The sequence below is a fragment of the Pseudomonas hamedanensis genome (assembly GCF_014268595.2).
Taxonomy (GTDB): Bacteria; Pseudomonadota; Gammaproteobacteria; order Pseudomonadales; family Pseudomonadaceae; genus Aquipseudomonas; species Aquipseudomonas hamedanensis.
Genome location: NZ_CP077091.1, coordinates 613,619 through 639,391, shown reverse-complemented (window position 1 = coordinate 639,391; position 25,773 = coordinate 613,619). Strand labels below are relative to the sequence as shown.

General features: G+C 58.9%; 23 protein-coding genes and 1 pseudogene. 10 read left to right on the top strand and 14 right to left on the bottom strand.

What is annotated here, in order from left to right; all coding sequences use genetic code 11:
• Positions 1 to 123: 123 nt before the first annotated feature.
• A complete protein-coding gene (locus tag HU739_RS02900; protein ID WP_186546458.1) occupies positions 124 to 1,047 on the top strand; it encodes an NADP-dependent oxidoreductase in 924 nt (307 codons plus the stop codon).
• Between the two features lie 230 nt (positions 1,048 to 1,277).
• Entirely contained in the window at positions 1,278 to 1,610 is a 333-nt protein-coding gene (locus HU739_RS02895; RefSeq protein ID WP_186546459.1) for a hypothetical protein, read from the top strand.
• Between the two features lie 455 nt (positions 1,611 to 2,065).
• Here HU739_RS02895 and HU739_RS02890 read toward each other — a convergent pair whose 3' ends face one another.
• The gene (locus tag HU739_RS02890) at positions 2,066 to 5,155 is read right to left on the bottom strand and encodes an efflux RND transporter permease subunit (RefSeq protein ID WP_186546460.1); all 3,090 of its coding nucleotides are present in this window, start codon (positions 5,153 to 5,155) and stop codon (positions 2,066 to 2,068) included.
• Positions 5,152 to 6,261: an efflux RND transporter periplasmic adaptor subunit gene (locus HU739_RS02885; RefSeq protein WP_186546461.1), complete on the bottom strand. Its 1,110-nt coding sequence runs from the start codon at positions 6,259 to 6,261 to the stop codon at positions 5,152 to 5,154. Before HU739_RS02885 ends, HU739_RS02890 begins: the two co-directional genes overlap by 4 nt.
• Before the next feature lie 127 nt (positions 6,262 to 6,388).
• On the opposite strand from HU739_RS02885, the gene HU739_RS02880 reads away from it, so the two are divergent.
• Complete coding sequence (locus HU739_RS02880; RefSeq protein ID WP_186546462.1) at positions 6,389 to 7,846, top strand: efflux transporter outer membrane subunit; 1,458 nt, start codon at positions 6,389 to 6,391, stop codon at positions 7,844 to 7,846.
• Between the two features lie 65 nt (positions 7,847 to 7,911).
• On the opposite strand, the gene HU739_RS02875 is transcribed toward HU739_RS02880, so the two are convergent.
• From HU739_RS02875 to HU739_RS02865, 3 genes are all read right to left on the bottom strand, one after another.
• Positions 7,912 to 9,183 (bottom strand): OmpP1/FadL family transporter, encoded by a 1,272-nt coding sequence (locus HU739_RS02875; RefSeq protein ID WP_186546463.1) that lies wholly within the window; start codon positions 9,181 to 9,183, stop codon positions 7,912 to 7,914.
• Between the two features lie 181 nt (positions 9,184 to 9,364).
• Positions 9,365 to 9,991 (bottom strand): TetR/AcrR family transcriptional regulator, encoded by a 627-nt coding sequence (locus HU739_RS02870; protein ID WP_186546464.1) that lies wholly within the window; start codon positions 9,989 to 9,991, stop codon positions 9,365 to 9,367.
• A gap of 133 nt (positions 9,992 to 10,124) precedes the next feature.
• The gene (locus tag HU739_RS02865) at positions 10,125 to 11,447 is read right to left on the bottom strand and encodes an APC family permease (RefSeq protein WP_186546465.1); all 1,323 of its coding nucleotides are present in this window, start codon (positions 11,445 to 11,447) and stop codon (positions 10,125 to 10,127) included.
• Between the two features lie 175 nt (positions 11,448 to 11,622).
• Between HU739_RS02865 and HU739_RS02860 the strand changes: the two genes are divergently transcribed.
• Together HU739_RS02860 and chrA are read left to right on the top strand one after the other, a co-directional pair.
• A complete protein-coding gene (locus HU739_RS02860; protein WP_186546466.1) occupies positions 11,623 to 12,567 on the top strand; it encodes a chromate resistance protein ChrB domain-containing protein in 945 nt (314 codons plus the stop codon).
• Entirely contained in the window at positions 12,560 to 13,918 is a 1,359-nt protein-coding gene (gene chrA, locus HU739_RS02855) for a chromate efflux transporter (RefSeq protein ID WP_186546467.1), read from the top strand. The genes HU739_RS02860 and chrA overlap by 8 nt, the downstream gene beginning before the upstream one ends.
• 161 nt (positions 13,919 to 14,079) lie before the next feature.
• On the opposite strand, the gene HU739_RS02850 is transcribed toward chrA, so the two are convergent.
• The 3 genes from HU739_RS02850 to HU739_RS02840 form a co-directional block, all read right to left on the bottom strand.
• On the bottom strand, positions 14,080 to 15,213 hold the full coding sequence (locus HU739_RS02850; RefSeq protein WP_186546468.1) for a nickel/cobalt efflux protein RcnA: 1,134 nt from the start codon (positions 15,211 to 15,213) through the stop codon (positions 14,080 to 14,082).
• A 7-nt stretch (positions 15,214 to 15,220) separates the two neighbouring features.
• Complete coding sequence (locus tag HU739_RS02845; RefSeq protein WP_186546469.1) at positions 15,221 to 15,526, bottom strand: metal-sensing transcriptional repressor; 306 nt, start codon at positions 15,524 to 15,526, stop codon at positions 15,221 to 15,223.
• Between the two features lie 194 nt (positions 15,527 to 15,720).
• On the bottom strand, positions 15,721 to 16,620 hold the full coding sequence (locus HU739_RS02840; protein WP_186546470.1) for an AraC family transcriptional regulator: 900 nt from the start codon (positions 16,618 to 16,620) through the stop codon (positions 15,721 to 15,723).
• A gap of 274 nt (positions 16,621 to 16,894) precedes the next feature.
• Between HU739_RS02840 and HU739_RS02835 the strand changes: the two genes are divergently transcribed.
• Positions 16,895 to 17,410: a nuclear transport factor 2 family protein gene (locus tag HU739_RS02835; protein WP_186546471.1), complete on the top strand. Its 516-nt coding sequence runs from the start codon at positions 16,895 to 16,897 to the stop codon at positions 17,408 to 17,410.
• On the opposite strand, the gene HU739_RS02830 is transcribed toward HU739_RS02835, so the two are convergent.
• From HU739_RS02830 to HU739_RS02810, 6 genes and pseudogenes are all read right to left on the bottom strand, one after another.
• The gene (locus HU739_RS02830) at positions 17,380 to 18,138 is read right to left on the bottom strand and encodes an NAD-dependent epimerase/dehydratase family protein (protein WP_186546472.1); all 759 of its coding nucleotides are present in this window, start codon (positions 18,136 to 18,138) and stop codon (positions 17,380 to 17,382) included. The genes HU739_RS02835 and HU739_RS02830 overlap by 31 nt on opposite strands.
• An 84-nt stretch (positions 18,139 to 18,222) precedes the next feature.
• A pseudogene (locus tag HU739_RS26665) lies at positions 18,223 to 18,456 on the bottom strand (LysR family transcriptional regulator); the annotation flags it as partial.
• Between the two features lie 216 nt (positions 18,457 to 18,672).
• Positions 18,673 to 19,035, bottom strand: coding sequence for a metal-binding protein (locus HU739_RS02825; protein WP_186546473.1), 363 nt, complete (start codon positions 19,033 to 19,035; stop codon positions 18,673 to 18,675).
• A gap of 261 nt (positions 19,036 to 19,296) precedes the next feature.
• The gene (locus tag HU739_RS02820) at positions 19,297 to 19,764 is read right to left on the bottom strand and encodes a metallophosphoesterase family protein (protein ID WP_186546474.1); all 468 of its coding nucleotides are present in this window, start codon (positions 19,762 to 19,764) and stop codon (positions 19,297 to 19,299) included.
• A 79-nt stretch (positions 19,765 to 19,843) separates the two neighbouring features.
• Entirely contained in the window at positions 19,844 to 20,245 is a 402-nt protein-coding gene (locus HU739_RS02815) for a hypothetical protein (RefSeq protein WP_186546475.1), read from the bottom strand.
• Positions 20,246 to 20,428: 183 nt separating this feature from the next.
• Positions 20,429 to 21,361 (bottom strand): LysR family transcriptional regulator, encoded by a 933-nt coding sequence (locus tag HU739_RS02810; protein WP_186546476.1) that lies wholly within the window; start codon positions 21,359 to 21,361, stop codon positions 20,429 to 20,431.
• 147 nt (positions 21,362 to 21,508) lie between these two features.
• Between HU739_RS02810 and HU739_RS02805 the strand changes: the two genes are divergently transcribed.
• The 4 genes from HU739_RS02805 (at position 21,509) to HU739_RS02790 (ending at position 25,614) form a co-directional block, all read left to right on the top strand.
• Positions 21,509 to 22,555 carry an oxidoreductase gene (locus tag HU739_RS02805; protein ID WP_186546477.1) on the top strand — a complete coding sequence of 349 codons (1,047 nt, stop codon included), beginning with the start codon at positions 21,509 to 21,511 and terminating at the stop codon, positions 22,553 to 22,555.
• A gap of 58 nt (positions 22,556 to 22,613) precedes the next feature.
• The gene (locus HU739_RS02800) at positions 22,614 to 23,957 is read left to right on the top strand and encodes an NTP/NDP exchange transporter (RefSeq protein ID WP_186546478.1); all 1,344 of its coding nucleotides are present in this window, start codon (positions 22,614 to 22,616) and stop codon (positions 23,955 to 23,957) included.
• Positions 23,958 to 24,066: 109 nt separating this feature from the next.
• Entirely contained in the window at positions 24,067 to 24,969 is a 903-nt protein-coding gene (locus HU739_RS02795) for a bestrophin family protein (protein ID WP_186546479.1), read from the top strand.
• A gap of 33 nt (positions 24,970 to 25,002) precedes the next feature.
• Positions 25,003 to 25,614 (top strand): LbetaH domain-containing protein, encoded by a 612-nt coding sequence (locus HU739_RS02790; RefSeq protein WP_186546480.1) that lies wholly within the window; start codon positions 25,003 to 25,005, stop codon positions 25,612 to 25,614.
• The last annotated feature ends 159 nt before the right edge of the window (positions 25,615 to 25,773 follow it).

The following is a 25,773-nucleotide window of genomic DNA, read 5'->3' as shown; positions in this document are numbered from 1 at the left end:
TTCTATTTTCTCGAACCTGATCATCGAAACTTATCGGCTATTAAGCAAAGTTGAGCAGTGACATCATCTTTCCCACCACGGCGCTTCATGGTGAAGCGCCTTGACCTTCAACGGAGAGAGAACATGAAAGGTGTCCAAGTAGCGCAATACGGCCAGGCAGAAGCGTTGGAACTCAAGGAACTTCCAGACTTGGTACCCAACGAGGATCAAGTGTTGATCAACGTTGCCGGCAGTGGGGTCAATCCCATCGACTGGAAAATCCTGTCCGGTGCCATGCAGCAATTCATTCCCCTTCCACTGCCTTACACGCCTGGCGTAGAAGTCGCAGGGACAATCGCCGCGGTCGGCAACAACGTCACAAACTTCGCGGTGGGCGACAAGGTGTTCGGCTTTATCGGCATTGTCGGCGGTTATGCGACCCAAGTCCTTTCAACGCCCGATCGACTTGCTCACACTCCGCCAACGTTATCGTTGCAAGAGGCAGGCGGCGTACCTGCTGCGGCACTGACAGCCTGGCAAGCCTTGCATGAACACGCCGCCATCCAGACCGGCCAAAAGGTCCTTATCCACGGCGGCGCAGGTGGCGTTGGCAGCTTCGCCATCCAGCTCGCCCACCTTGCCGGTGCATACGTAATCGCAACCAGCTCTGCGAAAAATCACGACTATCTTCGCTCGCTCGGCGCTGACGAGGTCATTGACTACACCTCGGTAAAATTCGAAGACAGCGTTGCGAATGTCGATGCCGTCATTGATCTGGTCGGCGGAGAAACTCAGACTCGCTCCTGGAGCGTGATTAAACGCGGGGGCGTTCTGGTTTCACCCGTCAGCGCACCCGCAGCACAAACAGCACGCGAACACGGCGTCAGCGGCAAAAATTTCGCTACCCGCTCCGATGGCAGCCAACTGGCAGAGATCGCCGCGCTCTTCTCAACCGGCAAGCTGAGACTTGAAGCTCAAGTGGTACCGCTTACGGAAGTTGTCGATGCGGTAAGACAGAGCTGGGCCGGGCACACTCGCGGAAAGATCGTGCTCGACGTCAACCGTTGATAGCTGATGGAAGGTATCCTGGCCCGTATAGGGCCAGTTGGCTGAGCAGGTACGCTCAAGGCAGACTTGCAACCAAGCAGAATCAGGCAAATCGAGGACAGTATTGGCCTAACCTCGCCACCGTCCTCACCCCTAATCTGAACCCATGCAGAACACACCACTGCAACGGGTTAACCAGATGCTGATCTGAACGACCCGGACCTCAATCAACTTTGACCGGAGTCACCGCCATGAAAACTGTAAGCCAACTGATCGCCGTCGCCACTTTCGCTCTGAGCGCCAGCGCCTTTGCCGTACCGACCAATCAGGAAGATCGCTTTTTCACCCAAGTCAGCGAACCACAGCAGACCCTCGCCGCCGATGGTTCAGAGCGCACGCCACAGGGCCAAAGCCTCGCAGAAAATGGTCGCAACCGTCTCGACGAAAACGGCTTGGCAGAGGACGGCTCCGACCGCACGCCGCAAGGGCAGGCACTGGCTGCCGACGGTTCAGATCGTACCCCGCTGGGTCAGGCGCTCGCCGCGGATGGAGCGGATCGCACACTGGGTCAACGCGCGGTATAGATTCGTGATACTGAAAGAAAAAGAGCCCTGCAGAGTTTGAATCTGCAGGGCTCTTCTGTTTGCGCACGCGGTGGTTCAGACACCACAAGGGACTTTGTGGGGCTGCCCCGAATCTGAGTCTCACCCGAAATCCTGTGGGAGCGGGCTTGCTCGCGAAGGCGTCAGGTCAGGCGATTCGCCTGTGGCTGACACACCGCTTTCGCGAGCAGGCTCACTCCTACAAGGGGTTCTGTGGGCTGCCCGGAACTTGAGTCTCACCGGAAACCCTGTGGGAGCGGGCTTGCCCGCGAAGGCGTCAGGTCAGGCGATTCACCTGTGGCTGACACACCGCTTTCGCGAGCAAGCTCACTCCTACAAGGGGTTCTGTGGGCTGCCCGGAACCTGAGTCTCACCCGAAAACCTGTGGGAGCGAGCTTGCTCGCGAAGGCGCCCGCCCAGACACCACAACCCACTGTTTAAAGCGTTTTTACTGTTTCACTAGATCCTTCGCTCTGAGGACGGATCTTGAACCAGATCGCATACATCGCCGGCAGAAACACCAGCGTAATAATGGTGCCAACAAACGTCCCGCCGATCAGCGTATACGCCAACGTCCCCCAGAACACCGAATGCGTCAGCGGGATGAACGCCAGAATCGCCGCCAGTGCAGTCAACAACACCGGGCGCGCCCGTTGCACGGTCGCTTCGACCACAGCATGAAACGGCTCCAGCCCTTCTTGCTCGTTGTGGTGAATCTGTCCGATCAGGATCAGCGTGTTGCGCATCAAAATCCCCGACAGCGCAATCAACCCGACCAGCGCATTGATGCCAAACGGCTGGTTGAAGATCAGCAGAGTCGGCACCACACCAATCAAACCCAACGGCGAGGTCAGGAAGACCATGATCATGGCCGAGATTGAGCGCACCTGCACGATGATGATGAGCAGCGTCATGGCGATCATGATCGGCAGCAACGGCAAAATCGCTTTGCCCGCCTTGCCGGATTCTTCAATGGCGCCCGCCTGTTCAATCCGGTAACCGGAAGGCAGTGCCTCAATGATCGGCTGCAACTGCTGGATGATCACGCCCGAGACGTCCGGCGGTTGCAAGCCTTCGGCAATGTCGCCACGCACGGTGATGGTGGGCGTGCGATCACGGCGGCGCAGGATCGGATCTTCCATGCGCACCTCGACCTGCCCGATCTGCGATAACGGGATTCGCTGGCCCGCCGCACCGACTAATGTGAAGCCCTCGATCTGCGCCGGGTCCAGGCGAATATTACCCGCTGCACGGCCAACAACCTGCACTGAACGAATATCCTCACGAACCGCCGTGACAGGGACGCCAGTCAGCAAGAACTGCAACTGCTGGGCTACCGCATTCGAAGTCAGCCCCACCGCCTGCAAACGGTCCTGATCCAGATTGAAATGCAACGTCGGCGTGAGCGGTCCCCAATCGGTATTGACGGTTCTCATCATCGGGCTGTCCTGCATCACGCCCCTGACCTGCTCGGCGATGTCTCGCAATTTCGCCGGATCAGGCCCCATGACCCGATACGCCACCGGGAAGGGTGAATACGGGCCGAAAACAATTTGCGTGGCCCGAACTCGCGCCTCCGGGGCAAGCCCTTCGGCCACCGCTTCGCGCAAACGAAACTTGAGGGTTTCACGGGCCTCCTGGCTTTCCGTCAGCACAACGATTTTTGCGAACGAAGGATCCGGCAGCTCGGGTGCCATCGCCAGGAAAAAACGCGGCGCACCCTGCCCGATATAGGCAGTGACTATCTTGGCCTCGTCCTGCTTTTGCAGCCAGGCCTCGACTTTGGCCGCAGTGGCGCTGGTCTGCTCGATCGAAGTTCCGTAAGGCATCTGTACTTCGATCATCACTTCGGGACGGTCGGAGGTCGGGAAGAACTGTTTCTTCACCAGCCCCATGCCTGGAATCGCCACGACGAACAGCGCGACAACCGTGCCGGCCACCAGCCATTTTCGCGTAATCACCCACGCCAGAATCCGGCGAAAACGGTTGTAGCGCGGCGTGTCGTAGATCGCCGCATGCCCGCCTTCGACTTTTTTGATGTCTGGCAACAGCTTCACGCCCAGATAAGGCGTGAAAGCCACCGCGACGACCCAAGAAGCAATCAGCGCGATGCCGACAATCCAGAACATGTTGCTGGTGTATTCGCCGGCGGTTGACTGAGCGAAACCGTTCGGCAAAAAGCCTATCGCCGTCACCAGCGTGCCGGCCAGCATCGGCGCCGCCGTGTGGCTCCAGGCATAGGCCGACGCCTTGATACGGTCGTAGCCCTCCTCCATTTTCACCACCATCATTTCGATAGCGATGATGGCGTCATCGACCAGCAGCCCGAGCGCCAAAATCAGCGAGCCCAACGTAATCCGGTCGAAATTCTTGCCGGTGGCCGCCATCACCACAAACACGATCGCCAGCGTCAACGGCACTGCCGCGGCGACCACCACGCCGACACGCCAGCCCATGCTCAGGAAACACACGAGCATCACAACCAACAGCGCGACAAAAAACTTGACCATGAACTCGCCGACAGCCGAGTCGATATTCACCGCCTGATCGGTGACTTTCGCCAGGGTCATGCCCAGGGGCATTTCTTCATTGATCCTGGCAGTCTCGGCATCCAGCGCCTTGCCCAGATCCAGACCGTTCCAGCCCTCGCGCATCACCACGCCGAGCAATAACGCTTCCTCGCCGTTGTTGCGCACCAGAAAGGTCGCCGGGTCTTCGTAGCCACGCTCGACCGTGGCCACGTCAGAGAGCTTGAGTGTCCGCCCTTGCGCAACGACCGGCGTGTCACGAATTTTCTGCAACGTGTCGAATGCACCGTCGACCCGCAGAAAAACTTCCGGTCCCTTGGTTTCGACCGATCCGGCGGGCGTCAGCACGTTCTGACTATTCAATGCGGCGAAGATGTCCTGCGGGGACAAGCCCAGCGTCGCCAATCGGTCATGGGAAAACGAGACGAATATCCGTTCGGCTTGCTCGCCGATGATGTTGACCTTTTTCACCCCTGGCACGTGCAACAGGCGCTGGCGTAACGTCTCCGCATCCCTTACCAGCCTTCGCTGCGGCTCGCCCTTGGCTTTCAAGGCGAACAGCGCGAACGTCACGTCGGAAAACTCATCGTTGACCATCGGCCCGATGACACCCGCTGGCAGCTTGATCGCTTCATCGTCGAGCTTTTTACGCGCCTGATAAAACTCTTCCTGCACTTGCGCAGGCGGTGTGCTGTCGAGCAACGAGAGCATGGTGAACGCCAGTCCCGGACGGGTGTAGGTTTCCGAGCGGTCGTACCACTTGAGTTCCTGCAGACGTTTTTCAAGGGGTTCGGCGACCTGATCCTGCATCTCCTGCGCAGTCGCTCCGGGCCACGCGGTGATGACCGTCAGTTGCTTGACCGTAAACGGCGGGTCCTCCGCGCGCCCCAATTTGAAGAACGCCAAAACACCTGCAACGGCAATCAGAAAAATCAGGAACACCGTAATCGCCCGTTGGCGAACAGCGATGGCAGAGAGGTTGAACCGGCCCTCGCTCATGGACGACCCCCGGCCATCTCAGCGTCGTCACGCGTAAGCACGCGCACTTCCTCGCCTTCGCGTAGCAGATGGGCACCCAGCGCAACAATGTGTTCGCCAACGTTGAGCTCGCCAGCGACGCGGGCCGCATCGTCGCTCAAGCCCAACACCTGGACCGGGCGCCAGGTGACTTTCGCGGGGGTCCCAGCGATGGTCCACACGCCGGGGCCTTTGCCGGGGTTGTAGACGGCAGCGATGGGCACCTGCAATGCCTGTTTTGGTGCAGAGCCTTGCGCAATCTCAACCGTGACCGTCGAGCCAATCGGTGCATTGGCCAATTTACCTTCGAGCACATAGCGCGCCTCGAAAGTACGTGTCGTGCGGTCGGCCGAGTCGGAAAGCAGGCGCAGTTTTGCGGTCACGGCCCCCGCTGTGTCGCCATACAGTTTTGCTTGGGCGGTGGAGCCTGGCGCAGGACGTAGCGTCTCCGGCAGATGGACGATGGCTTCACGCTGGCCCGCGCGCGCCAGTCGAACCACCGGTTGCCCCGGGCTGACGACTTGCCCAGGCTCAGCGAGGGTTTCCACCACCACGCCGTCAGCGTCCGCCACCAGAACCGCATAACCGGAAGCGTTACGCGCCACATCGGCTTGCGCGACGGCGGCGCTGAGTTGTGCCTTGGCGGTGTCGGCATCGGCCTTGATCTGGTCGTAGGCCGATGCCGAGATCGCGCCGGCGGCAACGAGGTCACGATTGCGCGCCTCGTCATCGGCTGTCTGTTTGGCCCGGGCGCGAGCGGCGGTGACCGCCTCTTGCTGCGCTCGCGCCTGAAGCCCGAGGTCGATCGGGTCGAGACGCATCAGTGGCTGACCGCGCTTGACCGTCTGACCGGTATCAACCAGACGTTCAAGCACCTTGCCCGAGACGCGAAAACCCAAGTCGCCTTGAACGCGCGCGGCCACGACACCGGTGAAGGCGCGTGAAGCCTCATTGGCGAGCTGCACGGCCGCCGACCTGACAACGGGCGCCTGGGTACGCGGATCTTGTGCGGTGGAAGAATCCCCACATGCCGTCAGGGCCAGGGGCAATAAACATACCGCGAGGGGGAAAGGTCGGAGCCGGCGCATGGATTTCCTTTACTAAAATAGGATGATCATCATATTCTCAATCCTGTGACCATTATCGTCAACAGTCACCAACAGCGTAATTTTCCATCCCTCGCTTGAGAGTCACGTAACCTACACAGGAATCTCCATGCACCTCCTCCGCCCCATCACCCTTTTGCTCAGCGTCGGCTTGATGGCGGGCTGCACGGTTGGCCCGGACTACCAGCGCCCGCCCGCCCCGCTGCCGGATTACTTCCAGCGGCAGTCGTCCATGGCGGGGTCTGAAGCCACGCCGAGCAGCCTTGTCGCTTGGTGGGAAAGCTTCAATGACCCGGTGTTGACCCACTTCATCACCCAGGCCCTGGCGCAGAATCTCGACCTGGCGCAGGCTTCGGCGCGAGTCACCCAGGCTCGCGCCGGACTGGGCACTGCCAATGCCGCGCTACTGCCCTCGGCGGCTGTCAGCGGACAGGCGGCGCGCGCCTACCAATCCGTCGAAACGCCACTGGGCCAAGTGTTGAATTCAACACCCGGCTACGACCGATACGGCAATACCTACGAGGCCAATCTTGAGGCCGGCTGGGAGCTGGACGTATTTGGCGGATTGCGCCGAGAGCGCGAGGCGGCCCTGGCCGAGTACCAGGCATCCGCAGCGGGATTCACCGCCACACGCTTGGCGATCGCCGCGCAAACCGCGGATATCTACGTCACCCTTCGCGGATTACAGACACGATTGGAGATTGCCAACCAACAAGTCAAAACCCAGCGCGCACTGCTGGAAAAGGTCCAGTTGCTTTACAGCAAGGGCCTGGCGGCGAGCTATCAGGTTCGGCAGATTGAAGGTGAACTGTCTCAGGTCGAGGCGACTGTGCCGGTGCTGCAAACCGGTGTGGATGCGGCCATGAATGCAATGGATGTGCTGCTCGGCACGCCGCCCGGCACCCATCGAACACAACTGGCAGGCGCGGGAAGCATTCCGGTTGCGCCGCAATTGCAAGCGCTGGGAACGCCGGCCGACTTACTGCGGCGCCGGCCGGACCTGATCGTCGCCGAGCGCCGACTGGCGGCCTCCAATGCGCGCATCGGCTCAGCCGTCGCCGAGTACTACCCGAAATTTTCGCTCGGTGCCTTGGTCGGCAGCGCGACTTCCGTCTCCAGCGGCAACCTGTTTTCCAATGGCGCCAGCCAGGCGGCGGGTGTTTTCGGCTTACGCTGGCGGCTCTTCGATTTTGCGCGGATCAACGCGCAGATCGATCAGGCCAAAGGTCAGGAAGCCGAAGCCCTGGCCGCGTACCGCCAGTCCGTATTGCGCGCAACGGAAGACGTGGAAAACGCGTTGTCCGCACAGGTCAATCGGCAAGCCCAGGCCATCACGCTTGGCAACGGTGAAGTGGCGCTGACACAGGCTCGGCAGTCAGCGTTCAGCGCCTATGAGAAAGGCTCGGCCAGCTTGATTGATGTACTGCGCGCGGATCAGACGTTGCTGCAAACCTCGGATGCCAGAGCGCAAGCGCAAACCGAAACGAGCCGCGCGGCGGTGGCGTTATTCAAGTCGCTCGGGGGTGGCTGGCAACCCGACGAGGCGCAGTCTGTAGCGGCGCGGTAAGTCGCTGCGACGACTGGAGAGCGTGAGCGGGCCGGAAATCACCCGGCCCGCTTTTTAACGCTGAATCAAAAGCGGTAACTGACAGAGGTGCCGAGTCCGCTGGCGCTGTTTTTGTATTGGGCGCTGTACGAACCTTTACCTGCCGAGGTGTGGTTGATGTCGACGCTCTCCTCCCAGAGATAGGAATACGCGACGTCGAGGGTGACGTTCTGCGCAGGCGTCCAGCCGGCGCCCAGGCTGAACACCTTGCGATCGCCGGTGGGAATACGCGGCCCACGATTGCTGTTGTTGGCAGGCGATTGATCAACCGAGAACCCGGCACGCAGGACCCATTGGTTGTTCAATTGATACGCCGCGCCGATGGCGTGAGCCCAGGTGTCATGCCAGTTCTGCTCTTCGCTGATCGTGCCCAATTGGCCGCTGAGCAATGGCGGCAAGCCGCTGTTTTCAATCGTCAGCTCTTTGAAGCGACTCCAGCGCGTCCAGGTACTGCCGGCATACAGCGTCCAGTCGTTGTTCAGTTGATGGGTGACCGAGAAGTCCACCGACTCAGGCGTGTCCACGTCCAGCGATGCATCATAGCTGCGGCCACTGACGCCCAGCACGTTGAAGATGCCATCGGTGAGTTTGGTTTTCGCATCGAGGTGGTAACTGACCTTGGAGTGATAGGTCAGGCCCAAACGCGTCTGCTCGGTGGCCTGCAGCATGATCCCGGCGTTAAAGCCCAGCGCAGTGTCGTCCCCGGTACTTTTGACTTTGCCGTCATTGCGCCCCGGACTCAGCGGATTGGCGACCATCCCCGACAGCTCACCGCTGATGCGGTTGATGGTCGGGCCGAAGCCGATCGACACTTTATCGTTGAAGGCATAGCTGATGGTCGGCTGGAACGTCAGCGTGGTGACTTCGCTTTTATTGGCGTAGTAACGGCCGGCGAAACCGCTGCCGTAGTCAGTGATCAAACCAAACGGCACATAAAAGCCGACACCGAAGGCCCAATGCTCATCGATGGGTTTGACGTAATAGCCCATCGGTACGGTGGTCGTCGGCACCATGTCACCGTCTTCTTTCCCGCCGAACGTACTGCGGGTGTGGCTGATGTCGGACTTCGCGAACAGCGTGGCCTGCCCCACGCTCACCTGCTCTGTTTTAAGCCGTGCCATGCCCGCCGGGTTGCCGAAAACGGTACTGGCGTCTTCGGCCGAAGAAGACCGACCGGCAAAACCTGATCCCATCCCGCTGACGCTTTGCTCATTGAGTGCAAAACCGCCCGCCAGGACATTCGACGAAGCAAGCACGACAGCCAGCCCAACGGGGCGCTTGAGCATTGTTTTTTTCATTGTGTGGACTCTATGGGTGTCTCTGAAAGGGAACATCGAGCACTGCAGCGGCTCATGTTATCCGAGTGACCATCTCAGTCAACAGTCACATTACGTGCAGTCGAATGCTTCCACGGTGCGGGTGCGTCGAGAACAGAAAATGGCGGGGGACGGCTGATCCGGGATCCGGATCAGCGGAGGATCAAGGCATCAAGCTGCGCAAGATGAGATTTGAGGTCAGCGTCGGTGCCACCTCGATGAAGTCCAGGTTGTGTTGCAGCAGCAGCGGGTTGACGAAGGGGCGCAGCGCCAGGTGGATCGACTCAACGGTTTCGTCCAGCGGCGTCTTGCGCTCGAACTCACCAGCCTCACGCCCTTCCCGCAGGATCTCAGTAATGAAGCGCTTGATCTGGGCATCGTAACGTTGAGCGCTGGGCCAATTCTCGCCGGCGGCAAACGCCGCGATGTCGTAGAGCTTGCGGTCGTTGAAAAACAGGTCAACACCCGTGGCGATCACGGTCTTCACCAGTCGGCGGAAACGCTCGGTGGGCGTCAGGTTTTCCTCGTTGATCGCCTGCTCGACCGCCGCGACGATTTGCGCCAGACAGTTCGCGCAGATGGCTTCGCCGATCGCCTGTTTGGAATCGAAGAATTTGTAGATGTACGCCTTGGAAAAACCGATGGCCTTGGCCAGGTCGGAAACCGTGGTTTTGGCGTAGCCGTACTGGCTGAAATGCTCGTTGGCCGCCGCGACAATCTGATCACGAATGTCGTGATCGACGGGGCCACGCGGGCCGGGAAAGGATGAGGAAGCGGAGGTCTGATTCATCTGGGCAGCTTACTCACCCGACCGCAGACTGACAACGTGTGGACTCATTTTGAATATCACCAACTGTAGGAGTGAGCCTGCTCGCGATGACGCCCGCCCAAACAACACCAATCCCCCACCAAGAACGCTTGCATTAGCCAGCCTTACCAATCGCAGACAAACTGATACGAGAGCAGCCGTGCAGCAACATCCCCACGACGATCAGCGCCCCTGCCCGCAACCAGGTCTCCCAACCCTGCTGACTGAGCAACACCAGACACGACACGATCGCGAGCACTGGAACAAAGGTCGGAACGCGAAAATGATCCTCCTCAACCCTGTCGCGGCGAAGGACGAGCACCGCCACATTGGTACTCAGAAAAACGAACAGCAACAGCAACACTACGGTTTGCGCCAGCGTTGCCAAGGTACCTGTAAGCGTCAGGGCAATAGCCACCACGGTGGTTGCGACGATTGCAGCCCATGGGGTTTTTCGTTTAGGCAGAACCGCGCCCAAACCGCCTGGCAACAGCCCCAGGTTCGCCATCCCGTAAGTCAATCGACTGGCCATGATCATGGTTAACAGCGCACCGTTGGCGACAGCTATCAGGGCAATGAAGGAGAACAGCGCTGGCGGGATTTCGAGCGTCGATGCTCGGACAACTTCGAGCAAAGGAGCTGACGTGGACACCAGTTTTTCGGTAGACAACACCGAAGAGGCTGCCACGCCCACAGCCATGTAAACCACGCCAGCGGTCAGCAGAGCCGCGAACAAGGCACGAGGGTACACCTTGCGAACGTCTTTGATTTCCTCTGCCAGATTTGCAGAAGTTTCAAAGCCTACGAAGGAATAGAAGGCAAGCAAAGCCGCACCCAGCACGGCCAGCATCGGGCTCACGCCAGGCTTGAACGTGAGTGTTCGTCCCAGATCCGCCTCGCCTGTGCGGAAATACCAGACAGCGGCCACGATAACCAGAATCAACCCTGACAGTTCAATCACGGTCATCACCAGGTTCGCCCCGAGCGACTCCTTGATGCCTCGCGCGTTGAGCAGGCCAATAGCCAAAAGGAAAACCAGCGCTGCGATCTGCGGCGATACGTCAACGAAGGCGTTGAGGTAATCACCGGCAAACGCAAGCGATAAACCCGCCGCACTGGTGACCGCAGCAGACAGCATGCAAAAACCGACGAGGAAAGAAATGAGCGGTGACCTGAAAGCCTTTTCAGCGAAGACCGAAGCAGCGCCGGCGTGGGGATATTTGGTCACCAGCTCTGCGTAGGAGCCCGCCGTCAACATGGCGAAAACAAGTGCAATCAGCAGCGGCACCCATATGGCGCCTCCCACCTCCCCGGCAATCGTTCCGGCAAGTGCGTACACGCCCGCGCCCAGAACATCGCCAAGAATAAACAGAAACAGCATCGGGAAGGTGATTGCCCGGCGCAGAGCGGTTTTATGGGTGGAAGCAGCCACGGTCATTCCTTGATTCAGGTGTAGTCGTCAGCTTCGGGGGGCGGAGCTGGGAGGTTGTCACTTCAAACAATGGAAATGGCGTGTAACGCAAAGTTCAAAATCTGTTTCGAGGCGCGACCTTCCCAATCGACGAACCACAATGTAATGTAATTCGCACTACAAATAATTTATCTGTCTCTACATGAATAATTGGCTAGCTCTGATCCTCGGCTTACCCACCGCCAATGCCACCGAACGCATGCGAGCCTGGCGCGCATTGAAAGCTTCCGGGGCCGCGGTGCTGCGAGATGGCGCGTATCTATTGCCAGACACTGGTCCCTGCCGTGAAGCCCTGACGTCAGTCGAGCGCGATATCCTCGCCATCAATGGCACGGCTCACATTCTGCCGGTCGTCGACCCCGCCGGTGAACGCTTCGTCAAGTTATTCGACCGCAGCGATGACTACGCAAAGCTCAGTGCGCAGATCGAAGAATGCCGCGGACAACTGAATGCTGAAAATGCGCTGGCAACCAGCAAACACATTCGCAAGCTGCGCAAAGCCTACGATCAACTGGTCAGCATCGATTACTTCCCAGGCAAGCCCAGGCAGCAGATTGACTCGGCATTGCAGGCGCTGGAGACGGCGCTCAGTAGAGCCCTGTCGCCGGATGAGCCACACAGCAGCGACCAGCCAATAACCGCACTTGATCTCGCCGACTATCAAGGTCGTATCTGGGCAACCCGTAAACGTCCTTGGGTCGACCGGTTGGCCTGTGCCTGGTTAATTCAGCGCTTTATCGATGCCCACGCGCGGATCCTCTGGCTGAACACGCCACAGGAGTGTCCGGTCGATGCGCTGGGTTTTGACTTCGATGATGCGGCCTTCAGTCATGTCGGTAACCGTGTCACCTTCGAAACCCTTCAAGCCAGTTTTGCACTTCAACAACCAGGCTTAAGCCGAATTGCCGCATTGGTGCATTACCTTGATGTCGGGGGTATTCAGCCGCTGGAAGCTGCCGGTGTCGAACGGGTGCTGTCCGGGCTGCGAGAAACCATTACCGACGACGATCAACTACTGGCTGCCGCGAGCGCCCTCTTCGACGGGCTGCTCGCCGGGTTTGCGAAAGAGGAGCAACACAATGGATAAGGTCTCGCCACCGGCGGCGGAAGCAGATATGTCGAGGCCTGAGCAGATCAGCCTGCGGGAGGCATTCTGGTTCTGGTTGAAGCTCGGCTTTATCAGTTTTGGCGGGCCAGCGGGCCAGATCTCGATCATGCACCAGGAGCTGGTTGAGCGGCGGCGCTGGATTTCGGAGCGCCGATTTTTGCATGCGCTGAATTACTGCATGCTGTTGCCCGGACCTGAGGCTCAGCAGCTGGCGACTTACATTGGTTGGCTGATGCATCGAACTTGGGGAGGCGTGATCGCCGGAGCGCTGTTTGTGCTGCCATCCTTGTTCATCTTGATCGCGCTTTCGTGGATGTACATCGCGTTCGGCGACGTGCCTGTGGTGGCCGGGCTGTTTTATGGCATCAAGCCTGCCGTAACGGCCATTGTTGTGCAGGCCGCGCACAGGATCGGCTCTCGGGCACTAAAAAACAATTGGCTGTGGGCGATAGCGGCGGCCTCATTTACGGCGATATTTGCCTTCAATGTCCCGTTCCCTCTGATTGTTTTGGGGGCCGCGCTGATTGGCTATGTCGGCGGGCGGCTGGCGCCTGAAAAATTCACGGCCGGGGGCCATGGCGCCTCCAAAAAATCCTTCGGCCCCGCTTTGATCGATGACGACACCCCCACCCCGGAACATGCCCGCTTCAGCGGGTTGAGACTGGCATCACTGGCCGTGATCGGCGCTGTGTTGTGGGCGTTGCCGATGGGCGTTCTGACCGCACTCTTTGGCTGGGAAGGCACCTTGACCCAGATGAGCTGGTTCTTCACCAAGGCGGCACTGCTGACTTTCGGCGGGGCTTACGCCGTGCTGCCCTATGTCTACCAAGGCGCCGTCGGTCACTATGGCTGGCTCACTCCTACGCAGATGATCGACGGGCTTGCACTGGGTGAAACCACGCCCGGGCCGCTGATCATGGTGGTGGCTTTCGTTGGTTTCGTCGGTGCGTATGTCTTGCAAGTGTTCGGCGCCGATCACGTATTTCTTGCGGGCGCTGTGGCTGCGGCCCTCGTGACGTGGTTCACCTTCTTGCCTTCGTTTCTGTTCATCCTGGCAGGCGGCCCGCTGGTGGAGTCAACTCACAATGAACTCAAGTTCACCGCACCGCTTACCGCGATCACAGCCGCTGTCGTTGGGGTGATTCTCAATCTGGCGTGCTTCTTCGGCTATCACGTGCTTTGGCCGACAGGCTTTAGCGGTAACCTCGACTGGCCCTCTGCACTGATTGCCATTGCAGCGGCGATAGCTTTGTTCCGCTTCAAGCGCGGCGTCATTCAAGTGCTGTTTGCCTGCGCGCTTGCCGGTTTGGCAGTGCATCTGCTGCGCTAGCTTTGACGCGCAGATTAAAGAACCTCCGTCGGGCATCCGACCCGTCGGAACACTGCACTGGATCCCTTAAGACTAAAGGGACCCGCTCGCACAAAAGCCCAGCCTGACGCTGGGCTTTTGCCGTTTAGTGGCAGTGGTAGTCGTTGGTTCTGAAATCCTGGCTATGCATTCAGGCCGACCCAGCCATGAAAGCCGACATACAGCCCAACGCCAATAATCAGCACGCTGGACAGGTACGGAGCGCGGCGCGCCATGGTGCCCAGCCAAGGCCAGCGACTGGAAGCCTGTTTGGCACCAATGGCGGCGGCAGCGCCGACAGTGACCAAAGTAAGCGCCAGGCCGATGCTGAAACACAAGACGAGCATGCCGCCGAGCGCGACCTCTTTGACCTGCAGACACAGCAACAGAACGGTGATGGCCGCCGGACAAGGAATCAGGCCGCCCGTCAGCCCGAACATGACGATCTGGCCTGTGGTGACTTCGCGGTTGGTAAACCGTTTACGGATATCGTTGGCATGAGCACGCTCGTGCGCATCCTGATAGCCATCACTCGACAGCTCCAGACCTTCCAGTTCGGAATGTGCATGCCCGTGATCATGCTCCTGGAACGTCAGGTCGTAATCATGGGAATGCCCGGCATGTCCAAGACTCAACCGAGCGCTGAACTCATGCGGCTCCGGAATATCGAGCGTCGACTGTAGAAAACCCTCTCGCTCGACAAAAGCGAACGATTGACTGCTACCGTCCGGCCGCGTCGTGATTACGTGCACATCCGAGGCTGCCCAGGCGTGCCCGCTCAACGTTTTCATGCGCCAGTGCGGTGGCATGCCTTCTTCGAAGATCGACAGTTCAACACGGCCGTGGCCTGTATCGATCCGGTGAGTCTCTTCGTGATGACCATGATCATGCTCACCGTGGTGGTGATCACCCTGCTCGAACTTGAACATCTGCTCACCGCGCCAGGTCCGCCACAGCATCCACAGTGCAATCATGATGATCAAGGCGGCAGACGCGAGCTGGAAGTAAGGCTCGGTGGTTTGCGCATCCAGCCCTTGGCCCAGGTACATGCCGCCAATGGCGACCAACCAGACCACCGCAGTGTGCGACAGTGTCGCGGCCAGCCCCAACAAAATAGCCTGTTTGACCGAGCCACGGATGGCCACGATGAACGCCGCCATCATGGTTTTCGAATGTCCCGGTTCCAGGCCATGCAAAGCACCCAGCAAGATAGCGCTGGGGAAATACAGCCAGGCGTTAGCCCCGCCTTGTTGCAGCAGTTGAGCGAAATCGGGCATGTCGGACCTAGAGGTACTTGGTGATTTGTTTGAATGCTTCCAGCGGTGCGCGCTCGCCATTGCCTAGCGCCGAAACGGTGTCTTCGAGGCAGTGATCAATGTGGTCCTGGATAAGCGTGCGCTTGGCTTGGCAGATCGCTTTCTCAACGGCATGCAGTTGCTGGGCGATGTCTACGCACTCGCGACCCTCTTCGATCATGGTGATGATGCCGCGCAAATGGCCATCCGCTCGCTTGAGGCGCTTGATGATCGCCTCGTGGCTTTGGTGGGTGTGGGGATGGGCGTGGCTGTGTTCGTGGTCGTGCTCACTCATGACTTGAGCCCCAGGCGTCAATGGATTACGCTGGCATCCTATCCCCCCAGGGGGGATCCGGTCAAATCACTTGAAGCCCTCTAAAAACGAGTTGAAACCCTAACGCCATGTTCAGCAAAACACTGACAACGACAGTGGTAATCGCGCTGGCACTCGCCCTGTTTGTGGCCTGGGCCGGGCATACCTATTCGTTGTCAGTGCCAAATCCCGCAAATGTCCGTGCGCAGCCGCCAGGCGTCCTTTGCCGGTGGCATTCCGAACAGGCCGGCGTAGTCTCGACTGAACTGCGAAGGACTTTCGTAACCGACCCGATAGCCAGCCTCTGCGGCATCGACCGCTTCGGTGACCATCAGCCGACGTGCTTCCTGAAGTCTCAACTGGTTACGAAACTTCAGCGGGCTCATCGAAGTGATCGCCTTGAAATGGGTGTGAAACGAGGAACGGCTCATCCCGGCGATATCGACGAGGTCCTCTATCCGGCACGCTTCGTTGTAATGGCTGCGTAGCCAGGCAATGGCCTTGGCGATCTGGTTCAAGCGGCTGTCTGTCTGCGCCAACTGCCTGATAATGCCGTTGCCGTTCTCGGTAAGAAGGCGATAAAGAATCTCGCGAATCACCAGCGGAGCGAGCGCTTCGATGTCGCGTGGCCTGTCGAGCAGACCGGCGAGGCGAACCGCTGCATCCAGCAGTTCTGGAGTCGTATCGTTGAGCGCAATGCCTGCCGGCGGCGCACTGACGCGCTCTTCTCTTAGCGGATGACGCAGCGCAAGTTCACTCAACGAAGTCGTATCAAGATCGAGCGCCAGGCACAGATAAGGAGCGGTTTCACTCGCCTCGATGACCGAGCCCATCACCGGAAGGTCTATCGATGCAATCAGGTATTTGGCTGGATCGTAAACATAAGCGGTAGTACCCAACATCGCCTGTTTTCGTCCCTGAGCGACCAGGCAGAGTGTTGGCTCGTACACCACCGGCATAGGCATCGTGGGCGTAGCCGAGCGAATCAGGCTGACACCCGCAATCGTGGTGCTGTGAATGCCGTCACTTTGGGCGTGACGTCCGATGATATCGACAAGTTCTACCAGTGAATTCAAGAACAACTCCAAATCGTTGAAATGAAGATATCGCCTCGGATGATCAAGCAAGAAATCAGGACGATCCTGTAACAGCCCTCCTCCGCTCACAGGTCACACTTCAGATGAGGTCGGCAGGTACTTGCCGGCCACTTCATGTCCCGGCGAACGTTTCTTCGCCAATGCCCCATATAGAACAACGGCGTGAGGGAACGCAACTACCGGCTCGTTCAGGTTAGCCACAACGGCCCATAAAAATGGGCCAGTTCTTCCGACAGATACAGGAGCATAGGAAGTGACTTTTGTTCGACGCATCTTCACAGCGCTAACACTGGTACTCACGACATTAATTGGCGGACTGGCACCCGCCGTGGCCAGCGAACCGACTACGGAACGCAACCGCCAATTCATTGCGCAAGCGTTCAACCAGTGGGCTCAGGGCGGCCGGACGTTCTTCACAGATGTGCTGGCGCCCGAGGTGATCTGGACCATCAAGGGGACGAGTCCTTCGGCGGGTACATATCGGGGCCGAGACGACTTCCTGAAACGGGCAGTCCAGCCCTTCGCAAAACGTCTTGCTTCACCCGTGCGCCCGACGGTGGCGGATATCTGGGCTGAAGGCGATGACGTGGTTGTGCACTGGGACGGCATCGCCACCGCAGCCGATGGCGCGCCTTATCGCAACAGCTACGTATGGATTATGCGCATGCACAATTTGCGGGCAGTGGAAGTCATTGCTTTTCTTGACCTGGTGCCTTACGACGATGTTCTCAGGCGAATTCAGCTTGAAGCAGGCGATGGTGAAAATTGAGCGCCTCCTTCCAAAATCTCAAACCCGTCATCTATGGGAGCATACCCGACAACTTTTCTGCTCTGATCAATAGAGAGACGCTTATATCGATTATCCGAGACCCCATGGATGACGTGAAAACCCTTCAGCTCGGCGTCAACGCAATTATTGAGAAGTGCGACAACATCTCTAAAACTGATGAAGGCGGCGACGTCTCTGGGACTGTGGGTTTCCCCTTGTTGAAATTTGGCTACGTTGGCAATACGGACTGCGATGGTCGTCATCTGACCATCGTTTGCATACATCGAAGCCAGGGCTTCTCCAAACGCCTTGCTGACGCCGTAAAGATTGCCTGGTTTGGGTGCCATGCATTCCTGTATCTGAACATCCGCTGGATAGCCTTCGATCACTTGGGCGCTGCTCGCAAATATGAAGCGCTTGCAGCCTTGTGCCTTCGCGGCGAAAAGCATGTTGTAAGTGCCCACGATGTTCACTGGAAGCAGTGAGGACATGAAATCCGCGTCTGGGTCAGGGTCAGCAGCAAGATGGATGACGGTATGTATACCCTCGCAAGCTCGAAGGCAACTGGCTTGATCCCTGACGTCGAGAGCGAAATGCTGCGCGGAGTCCGGAAATTGTGTGACGTCTAAATCGGCTAAACGCAAATCGGATTTATCGTCGCGCGCTTCCCAAAAAGCCTTGCCGATCTTTCCTGCTGCGCCTGTGACGAGGATTTTTCCTGAGCTCATTTCAGCATGTCCTTATAGTAAGCGTCGCGCTAGCCTCCCAGCCTTGTGATTGGTTTACAACCTCCGATAGGAGTCATCGGGAATTCAGAGAGCGCTGCTGACGACGGCTGAGCTCTCTGCAACCTGCCCTTCGGCCCGCAAAAAATCCACAAACGCCCTGAGCGGCGAAGGCTGGTGACGGCGCCCGTGATAGTAAAGAAACGGACCGTCGAAGGCCTGCCACCAGTCCTCGAGAATCGGCACCAGTCGACCCTCGGACAGCGGCTCGCGCAGAAAATCCTCGAAGGTATAGACGATGCCCAGCCCGTTGATGGCCGCGGGATTTCAGGGACAGACCATATTTGTCGGTCTGGATGCAGTGCTTTTTTAAATATGGTCTGTACCTGAAATCCCGCATACACACCACGACCAATTCGCTCGTTGGTTTCCTGGTCACAACTCCCTTGTTCCGATCAAGCATCATCTCAGAAACAGACCACATTCAGAAAGCGTGATCTGTTCTTTAACCCCGCTCTACTGGCCAGTTTCAGCGGTTCAGGCTCTTGTTCCGGTTTCATAAAAATGGTCAACGCAATAGGCTCTTCCCTTAAGTACACGTTGCTTGCAGTCCTTCGCCAGACAAGCAGAAGTATCCAGGCCGCCATGATTCTCGACCATGCGCAGCTTTATCAAAGTTTCCATTTCGGCTGATTCCCAGCCCTCGGGCGAGTCCAGTTTGCGGGCGTACAGGGTTAGATATTTATCCCACTCATCCGTTCGCCAAAGCTGCCCACACCCGGCACATTGCAATAGTTTGACCCAGTCCGCCGTTGCAAGGCAGCGCATTCCTGCGACAAACGCCGTGTACCTCTGACCAATCTCTACCAGGTCGCCCTTAGCGTTGCAGGTACATTGCATTTTCCTACTCCGAATCTTCTTGCTTCTACTCGTTTCAAGGTGAGGGTCTGCTTCTGGCCGATAGCTGCCAGTCATCCAGCAGCTTCGGCCAACGCTCATTTCCTCTGTGAAATAAATGACTTCCCTTTTGTGCCCTGACCGCTTCGAAACCGGGTGGCGGCAGGTGGTTGAACACCGCCTCCTACAAAACGCTGCGGCAACTGTTGGCGCTGCAGATCATGGGTGGGTTCCCTGTTTTGGATCGCGGTAACCGTAGCGATTTCAGGCGGGGGGATCCAGCAGGGAAATCAGGCGCGGCTCGATGCTGTCGGGTTGTATCTCGAGAATTGCCAGCGTGACCGGCAATTTGAAACGCCGAGGGCCGGCGCTACCAGGGTTCACGTATAGACGATCGCCGCGCCATTCTATGCGCGGTTTGTGGGAATGGCCGGTGATGATGAGCTTTATGTCTGGATCTAGATCGGCGGGGACGTCGGCGATGTCATGGATAAGGAGAGTGTGCCAGCCGTTGAGAGTGCAGGTCAGAACGTCGGGGAGGTCTTTGGCCCATGGGCTGCTGAGATCATTGTTGCCGCGCACGGCGTGGACGGGAGCAATTTTGGACAATTGGGCGAGGATGTCCGGGTTGCCGATGTCGCCGGCGTGGATGATCAAGTCACAGCCTTGGAGCGCGCCGATGGCTTCGGAGCGGAGGAGATTGTGAGTGTCGGATATCACGGCGGTTTTCATGGGCCAATTCTCCGTGGACGTTTCGGGTAGGAGTGACTGTTTTCGACCCAAAGCAGTCCTTTGGGGGCCCAAGTCGAACCTACTTTGAAAGCTCGTTCGTGCTGTCGTCGACCTCACACAAAATTCTCTCGAGCTCAGGCCGCGTCCACTTCTCCCAAGGAAAAACATCCCGTTCATCGTCGCTGTGCCAATACTCGCCCGCATCAAATGCCTGGTAGATAGAAAATGCCGGCTGGGGCATCTCCGCGTGCATGGACAAATCGACGATATCGCTGATTACAATGTTCATCACCTCATCGCAGTAATGAAAATCGCGGGTGCCCGTGATAAACAGTCTTGCTACTGAGATCGACAATCGATTCAAAAGGTCGCGACTGTCGATCTGCAAATGCTCACACATTGCACTTAATTCCGTGTTTGGTGCCTTTTCAATGACTGCGAGCACGTAATCAAGGTTGGCATCACTCAGACCTTTGGTCATGGAATAAAAGTACTCACCATTCAGTTCTGCCAAGGGTTCAGGACAGGCTTGTCAGAAAAATATATTGCCAGATGTGCTGCCGAACGTCCGCTTTGGCTCGATAGCATCCTTCTTTTACTGACAGCTACTGGCCGATTGCTTCCCGTCGCCATGGGCGCCCTGCTGGCAGACCATGTATTGGCCTTACGAAACGGCGCCGAAGACACCTGAACTCTCCGCAATCTGCCCTTCGGCCCGCAAAAAATCCACAAACGCCCTGAGCGGCGAAGGCATGTGACGGCGCCCGTGATAGTAAAGAAACGGACCGTCGAAGGCCTGCCACCAGTCCTCGAGAATCGGCACCAGTCGGCCATCGGACAGCGGCTCGCGCAGAAAATCCTCGAAGGTATAGACGATGCCCAGCCCGTTGATGGCCGAGCGAATTTTCAAATCGTGCGACGATGTCAGCAGTTGCCCCTGAGGCGGGATACGCACAACGCGGCCGTCTCGATGGAACTCGAACACGCCCACTTTGCCACTCTCGAATCGATGGCCAAGCAGGTCATGGCCCGGCAGTTCTTCGGGGTGGGTGGGCGTACCGCGTTCAGCCAGATAGCGCGGGGCGGCCGCCGCAACGAAGCGCTGGCGACGCGGGCCGATGGGCACGGCGATCATGTCCTTGGCCAGGCTCTCTTCATAGCGCACGCCGGCGTCATACCCGCCAGCGTTGACGTCGACAAAGGTGTTATCCATGACGACTTCGACACTGATCCCTGGATAAAGGCGGAGAAAACGCGCCAGCAGGTCGGGCAACAGAAAGCGTGCCACCGGCACTGGCACATTGAGCTTGAGCGTGCCGACCGGGCGCTGAGCGTCGTCGTCAAGATCGTTGAATGCGGCGTCGATTTCTTGCAAGGCCGGGCGCAGGCGCTCGAGCAATCGCTCGCCGGCCGCCGTCGGCGTGACGCTGCGCGTGGTTCGATTGAGCAGGCGCACGCCCAGGTCGCTTTCCAGCCGACGCATGCAGTCGCTTAGCGACGAGGCGGACAAGCCCCGCTTCTGCGCGGCCGCACGAAATCCCCCCGCCTCGACCACCGCGGCAAATATCGACACATCGGTAAGGTTTGGTTTACGCATGGATGCTTCCTCCGCAGGCGGCTGACTGTACGCCATGCCGTACGGGCCATCCACCAATGCCCGACTTATCCTCGCACATTCGTACACCGATACTGCTCGCTCGCCCCGCCAACCGGGGAACCCTATTACGCGAACGAGAATTCCCCGATGATTCATTCACCCGCTACGCCCAGCAATACCGCAACCCAACGCATCCTCAAGGCCGCCCGGACGCTGTTCGCAATTACCGCGATGGCCGGCACACTGGCTGCGCAGGCTACTACTCGAACGGAGCCGAAGCCGGACTGGTCAACCCATGACATGCCCAGCCAGGAAGGCCGCATCGTGCTGGTGACCGGAGGGACCAGCGGCATGGGCTATGAAGACGCGCTGGCGCTGACGCGAGCCGGTGCCGAGGTGATCATCGCCGCACGCAACGCCGAGCGCGGCCGCGAAGCGATCGCAAACATCAAGCAAGCCGTGCCCAAGGCGCGCGTGCAATTCGAAACGCTGGATCTTGCCAATCTGCAATCGGTGCGTGACCTCGCCAACCGTCTGCAAGGGCGCCTGCCGAGGCTGGACGTGCTGATTAACAATGCTGCAATCATGTCGCCGCCTGTTCGAGGCGTTTCGGCCGATGGCTACGAGATGCAACTGGCGACCAATTACCTGGGGCATTTCGCCCTGACCGGCCTGCTGATGCCCCTGCTACGCAAAAGCGACGATGGTCGGGTGGTCAGCCTGTCGAGCATTGCCGCAGGGCGCGCAGTACTGAACTTCGATGACCTGCAGGCTGAGCGCAATTACGACCCTTTTGCCACCTACAGCCAATCGAAACTGGCGATACTCAAGTGGAGTATCGAGCTGCAGCAGCGCAGCGATGCCGCCGGTTGGGGGATACGCAGCATCGCCGCTCACCCCGGCGTTGCCGTGACCGAGCTGATCGCCCGTGGGCCTGGCCTGGACAGTAAATTCGGCAAACAATGGGCCGTAGAGCGGGACATGTATCATTCCGCAGCGCAGGGCGCGCTGCCCACGCTGTATGCAGCGACGGCGCTGGAGGCTGTTGGCGGTGCCTACTATGGGCCCACCGGAGATGACGAGAAGCGCGGGCCGCTGGGCTTCGCCAAGATGCCTGCGGCCGCTGCCGATCGCTCGAACTCCGACGCGCTGTGGCAACTTTCTGAGCGACTGACCGGCGTCACCTACCGCTGACCCCACTGGAACGGGCAGGCTCCGTTCCATTGCCTCGCCACGCCCACAGGAGCGCACCATGGATATGTCTCTTCTCGCCCACCGCACGAGCGCCATCATCAATGCCGAGGCTCACGAGCTGCGCCCCGCGCTCAATGGCTTTCTGCTGTTCGTTTGCCTGTTCGCCGGCTACTTCATGCTCCGTCCGATCCGCGAATCGATGGGCATCACTGCCGGCGTCGAGAACCTGCAGTGGCTGTTCACCGCGACCTTCTTCATCATGCTGGCGGCCGTTCCGCTGTTCGCCTGGCTCAGCGCACGCGTGCCGCGCCTGCATTTCGTGGACTGGGTGTACGGATTTTTCTGCGCCAACCTGCTGGTGTTCGCCGCCTTGTTCCTGGGCGAGGAAAGCCCGTGGCTGGCGCGAGTGTTTTATGTGTGGATATCGGTCTACAACCTGTTTGTCGTATCGGTCGCCTGGAGCCTGATGGCCGATGTATTCGACAGTGCCCAGGCCAAACGCCTGTTCGCTTTCATCGCGGCGGGCGCCAGCGTCGGCGGCTTGAGTGGCCCTGCGCTGAGCGCCTTGCTGATCGGTCCGCTGGGCGAGTCCGGCCTGATGCTGCTGGCTGCTGTTCTGCTGGGCGCTGCGATGTTGTTCAAGCGCCAGTTGATGCACTGGCGTGAACGGGGTGGCGCAGGACGCCCCGATGCCGCGCCGAGCGAGAGCCCCCGCAGACCGTTGCCGGGCAATCCCTTCAGCGGTATGACGGCCGTTTTGAAATCACCCTATCTGCTCGGCATTTGCAGCTTTGTAGTGCTGTTAGCGACAGTCTCCACCTTCCTTTATTTCGAGCAGGCACGTGTCGTCGCCGAACACTTCCCGGACCGCGAGGCGCAGGTGCGCGTGTTCGGCATCATCGACTTTGTCGTGCAGGCGGGCGCCCTGCTCTGTCAGCTGTTCATCACTGGGCGCCTCGCCCAAAGGCTTGGCGTCGGCGTGCTGTTGGCCATGGTGCCGCTAATCATGTGCGCGGGGTTTATCGGGCTGATCTTCGCCCCCAGCTTTGGCCTTATCGCCGCGCTGATGATCGTGCGCCGCATCGGTGAGTACGCCTTCGTGCGCCCAGGCCGGGAGATGCTGTTTGCCCCGCTCGATGCCGAAAGCAAGTACAAGGCAAAGAACGTCATCGACACCGTGGTCTACCGCGCCGGCGACGCCATCAGCGCCTGGGCGAAAAGCGCGCTGGACGCCCTCGGCCAGGGTGCAGGCATGGCCGCATTGGTCGGCGCGTTGTGTGCACTGCTATGGGGTCTGCTGGGATGGCGGCTCGGCGAACGGGCGGACCGACGATCCAGTGTGTCGGCAGCGCGGCAAACCCCCGCCTGGCGCTCAAGGGGCATTGAGAGAGCGGACGAATAACTTTTGGCTCAGTCGTTCTGACGGTTGACTGCCTCACTACGGAACTGCCGGTCGCAAGCATCGTCCGAGCTTAAGCGTTTAAGCAAACTGCTCGCCACGAGGTTTCCGTTTGAAAGCTGCCATCGTCAAAAAATACCGTCTGATCATCAAAACCTTGGGCTATGTGGGCTGGGCCTTGTTCTGGCTGCTGCTCTGGGACATTGCCGTCACCGTGGACTTCATGCTGTTTCTCAACACCAAGCTGAACCTGCCGCTGATGCCGCTGACCTTGCTCGGCTCGGCGTTGATCGTGCTGATCAGCTTTCGCAACAGCAGCGCCTATAACCGCTGGTGGGAAGCGCGGACGCTGTGGGGGTCGATGATCAACAATTCGCGCAGCTTCGCCCGTCAGGTGCTGACGCTGCTGGACGATGCCGGTAGCGAGGTGAATCCGGTCAAGTCGACCCTGTTGCGCCGCCACGTCGCCTACGTGAATTGCCTCGCCGCACATCTGCAAGGCCAGCCTTGTCCCGAAGAGGTGCGCGCGTTCATTCCCGCCGAAGAGTTCGCCCGCAGTGGCACGACCAATAATTTCGCCAACGATATCCTCACCGGCTCGGCGACTTTGCTTGCTCGGGAATACAAGGCCGGACGCCTGGACAGTATTCGCCTGGCGCGGCTTGAGTCGACGCTGGTGGATCTGTCCAACAGTCAGGGCGGCATGGAGCGGATCGCGAACACGCCGCTGCCCTACCCTTACGTGTATTTTCCACGGCTGTTCATTTCGCTGTTCTGCCTGATTGTGCCGGTGGGACTGGTGGAATCCCTGGGCTGGTTCACGCCGCTGGCGTCGACCGTGGTGGGGTTTATGCTGCTGGCCATCGAGCGCATCGGCACCGATCTGCAGAGCCCGTTTCGCCACAGTGAACATCAAATTCAGATGGAAGCGCTGTGCGAAACCATCGAGAAGAACCTGCAGTCGATGCAGCGTGACTCCATGGGCGATGTGCGCAGGCTTGAAGAGCACGCTTGAGGACATCCACTTTAGTTTATTCGGAAGGCTTTCATGACATTACCCAAAATCGATGATTACCTCGCTGGCTGGGCACTGCTGGGCCTGGACGCGACTGCCCCTTGGGCGTTGGTCCAGGATTGCGAAAACCGGGTCCTGGCATTGCTTGAAACGCTCGGCGCCGGATACCGGCGTCAAGGCAATTGTGCGGTTCACGAAACCGCCATCATCGAGCAAGGTGCTGTTCTCAAGGGCGCGATGATCATCGGCGCGGGCTGTTTCGTTGCGGCGGGCGCTTACCTTCGTGGCGGTGTGTATCTTGGGAAAAACTGCATTGTCGGCCCCAGCTGTGAACTGAAAAGCACCTTCATGCTGGATGGCAGTAAGCTTGCCCACTTCAATTTCGTCGGCGATTCATTGATTGGCGAAGCGGTCAATATTGAAGCCGGCGCGATCATCGCGAACTATCGTAACGAACTGGACGGGGCTGATATAAAAATCCGCCACGAAGGCCGTGCGATAGAAACAGGCGTTAATAAATTCGGAGCGCTAGTGGGTGACGGCTGCAAGATCGGCGCTAACGCAGTGATCGCTCCGGGCGCTTTATTGCAGCGAAACACGCGTGTTCCTCGTCTCGGACTGATCGACCAGTTCGCCTACGATTAAGCGCCGGCATCTTCTGTCATTCGCTGTTCCAGGCGTTGACCATTCGATCCGGCGAATCTGCATTTGATTGAACAGCCCGAATCTCAGGGTAACTAACCCCAGACAGGCCACTTGGCGGCACCGCCCGCACAAGCGGCGCTTACCTGGCTGCGGTCGGCG